The organism is Gordonia aichiensis, assembly GCF_039946255.1.
In the GTDB taxonomy this organism is placed as follows: Bacteria; Actinomycetota; Actinomycetes; order Mycobacteriales; family Mycobacteriaceae; genus Gordonia; species Gordonia aichiensis_A.
Window position 1 is genome coordinate 1 of the sequence record NZ_JBCDWL010000076.1, and the last position, 255, is coordinate 255.

Annotated in this window: 1 protein-coding gene; it reads right to left on the reverse strand. The window is 63.9% G+C overall.

Annotated features, from left to right (window positions below):
• Positions 1-255 (reverse strand): integrase core domain-containing protein (locus tag AAFO60_RS21065; protein ID WP_347958156.1); only part of this gene is annotated, 255 nt, incomplete at both ends.

Consider the following 255-nt stretch of genomic DNA (forward strand, 5'->3'; position numbering starts at 1 on the left):
TCGGCGAGTGTCCTGTTGAAGCGCTCGACTTTGCCGTTGGTCTGGGGCCGATACGGTTTAGTGCGGCGGTGTTTGATGTTCGGGCCGAGTGCTTCGGCGAAGACCTTCGACCGGTAGCACGATCCGTGGTCGGTCATCACCGCGGTCACGGTGACGCCCTTGCTGGCGAAGAACGCGTTGGCCCGGATCCAGAAGGCGGCCGCGGTCTCCTTCCTCTCGTCGTCGAGGATCTCCGAGTACGCGACTCGGGAGTGG